Origin of the sequence: Frankia sp. AgKG'84/4 (genome assembly GCF_023242965.2) — a bacterium.
In the GTDB taxonomy this organism is placed as follows: domain Bacteria; phylum Actinomycetota; class Actinomycetes; order Frankiales; family Frankiaceae; genus Frankia.
On the sequence record NZ_JALKFU020001197.1, the window covers coordinates 1 to 2,580 of the forward strand.

The 2,580-nt window shown below is 74.3% G+C and carries 2 protein-coding genes and 1 riboswitch; both genes read right to left on the bottom strand.

Annotated elements, in window-relative coordinates; translation table 11 throughout:
- Positions 1-60 precede the first annotated feature (60 nt).
- Complete coding sequence (locus tag MXD58_RS28665; protein WP_248839165.1) at positions 61-921, bottom strand: ABC transporter ATP-binding protein; 861 nt, start codon at positions 919-921, stop codon at positions 61-63.
- Between the two features lie 365 nt (positions 922-1,286).
- Positions 1,287-1,409: riboswitch (TPP riboswitch) on the bottom strand.
- 53 nt (positions 1,410-1,462) lie between these two features.
- Complete coding sequence (locus MXD58_RS28670) at positions 1,463-2,386, bottom strand: type IV toxin-antitoxin system AbiEi family antitoxin domain-containing protein (protein ID WP_248839166.1); 924 nt, start codon at positions 2,384-2,386, stop codon at positions 1,463-1,465.
- Between the last annotated feature and the right edge of the window lie 194 nt (positions 2,387-2,580).

Here is a 2,580-nt window from a genome sequence, read left to right on the forward strand (position 1 = left end):
GTGTCGTTTCGGGTCCGACGGCGGGGACGGAGGTGGGCCTCGCGGCGCGCGGGGTCACGGTCACCGGACGGCCTGCGGCCCGCGGTCGTCCGTCGGCTGGCGGACGTCCTCCAGGTGGCCGAGGACGGTGTCCCGCAACGCCACGAACTCGGGGTCGGCGAGGCGGGCGCGCCGGGCGGTGGGACCGCGCCCGGCATACGGCGCCACGTCGACGGACGCGACGATCCGCCCCGGCCGGGCCGACATCACCGCGACCCGGTCGCACAGCAGCAGCGCCTCCTCGACGTCGTGGGTGACGAGCAGGACAGTGCGCGGCTCGTCGGCGAGCATCGACCGCAGCCAGTCCTGCAGGTCCGCGCGCGTGATCGAGTCGAGGGCGCCGAACGGCTCGTCGAGCAGCAGCACCGGCTTGCCCGCGACGATCGTGCGCAGGAACGCCACCCGCTGGCGCATCCCCCCGGACAGCTGCGCGGGCCGGTGCTCGGCGAACTCGGCGAGCCCGAACCGGTCGAGCAGCGGTGCGACCCGCCGCGACGCCTCGGCGCGGGACAACCCCTGGTTCTCCAGCGGGACGCGGGCATTGGCCAGCACCCCGCGCCAGGGCAGCAGCAGGTCGCGCTGCGGCATCCAGGCGCAGTGCGCCAGCCGCTCGTCGCCGCGGGTGGCGCCGAGCACCTCGATGCGGCCGGTGTCCGGCTCGTCCAGCCCGCAGACCATCGACAGCAGGGTCGACTTGCCGCAGCCGCTCGGCCCGACGATGCCGACCCTCGCGCCGGGCGGGATGCTCAGGTCGGTCCCGTCCAGCGCGGCGGTGTCCCCGAAGCGGCGGCTGACCCCGGAGACTTCGATCCCGGTCGTGCCGGACGGCGCCGGCGCGGTGCCGTCCGGCACCGGCTGGTCTCTGCGGCGGCGCGCGAACACCCTGTCTCCTTTCCGTTTTCGTCGGCTGTGCTGATCTGTTGGCGTCGTCTCCGTTGGCGTCGTCTCCGTTGGCGTCGTCGAACTCGACGCTCGGCACGCGCGTGGGCGCGGCGCCTGCCCGACCGAGGTGTGGACCGAGGTCCGATGCCGACGGTCATCGGGATCGCCAAAAGCCGCGCGTCGGCGCTCCCGCCGGGGTGGGTGGGACAGGCTGGGAATCAGCCCGCGCCGACGAGGCTCCGACCGGGAGGGCTGGCGCGTTCGGCCAGGTCCGTGGCGTCGGCGAGCGCGGGTCGCACCCGCTGGCCGGACTTGCCGGTCAGGCTGGCTGACCCGAGTCCACGGCGGCCGGCACGGACAGAACTGGAGACACTACGGCCACTCCCTACGCCGGAATTACCCGGACAGGTTCAGGCGGTCGGCGGCCCCGGGTCTGCACCCAGCCGCCCTCTCAGCCTCCTTGAGTGGAAGCTCCCGCATCATCGTTCGGACAAAACTACGGCACGATCAGCCTCACGCCAACCCTGCGACCTGCTGCCCGTCAGGACGCGATGGCCGCGGGGGCGTCGCGTCGCGGCGGCACCCAGCCACGCTCCCGCAGCGCGCCGGTGAGCAGAGTGGCGGCCTCGTCGGGTGCCTGGCGCAGCAGGCGTGCCGGCAGCAGGACGACGAGCTCGTCGCCCGGCCCGCACCGGGTGAGTGGTTCGGTGACCGTCGTCGCGATCTGGGCCCGGACCGGCCAAGGTTCGAAGCACACCCGCAGCCGGGAGGCGGGCTCACCCGCCGGACCGTCCACCGAACAGTGGGCGGCGGGTAGGTCGTGGAGCTCCTCGAGGCGCCGCAGCCTGATCTCGGTGAGCCGCGGAGCGTCGGACTCGAGCACGTCGAGCGTCTCGGCGATCAGCGTCCGCCGGCTGATCGGACCTCGGCGGGCCAGCGCCGCCCGCAGCCCGCCGAGACTGACGACGCCCTGGAGCACCGCGTCGACGACGGATCGGCGGGCCTGGGCCCGCGTCGGTGCCCACTCGGCCATGTCGACCACCGACCGGCTCGGCGTCGTGCACCGGGGCAGCCGCAGCGCGTCGATCTCGGTGGTGTCCAGCCGCGCGCTGTGCCGCACCTGGATGCCGGGTGGGGCGTTGACCCGGCGCGGGGCCGGAACCAGCACCGTTATCGGTTCCGTGGGGTGGCCCGCCAGCCCGGCGAGGGCCGCCGCGCAGCCCCCGGCGAGCACCGCGTCGGGACCGATGGCCTGCAGAGCGGCCCACAGCCGCTGCGGGTCGGCGGGCGGCGCGAGGTCGGTGACCAGCACGCCGCGGTACGGCTGACGCCAGCGGTTCTCGGTCAGGCGCGCGCGGATCTCGGTGCGGGGGAGGCCGGCGGCGACCGCGTCGCGAATCGTGATCACACCGGCCTGCGTGAGGGCGATCTCCTGCCAGGAGAGTCGGCCAGGGATAAGGGCCATGAGAAGACGATGACGGTTGTGTCCGCGTTGATCCAGCGTCTCGCTGTAGTTGTGGAAAACTTCTGGGACGACCCGGCCCGTCAGGCTGGATCGCGGGGCGGGAACTCGATGCGCCGCCGCCCGCGCCGAGGCGGTCTGCCGTTGCCCCCGTTGCCCCCTTCGGCATGTGGCGGTGGGCCGGCGGGCGGTGGGCC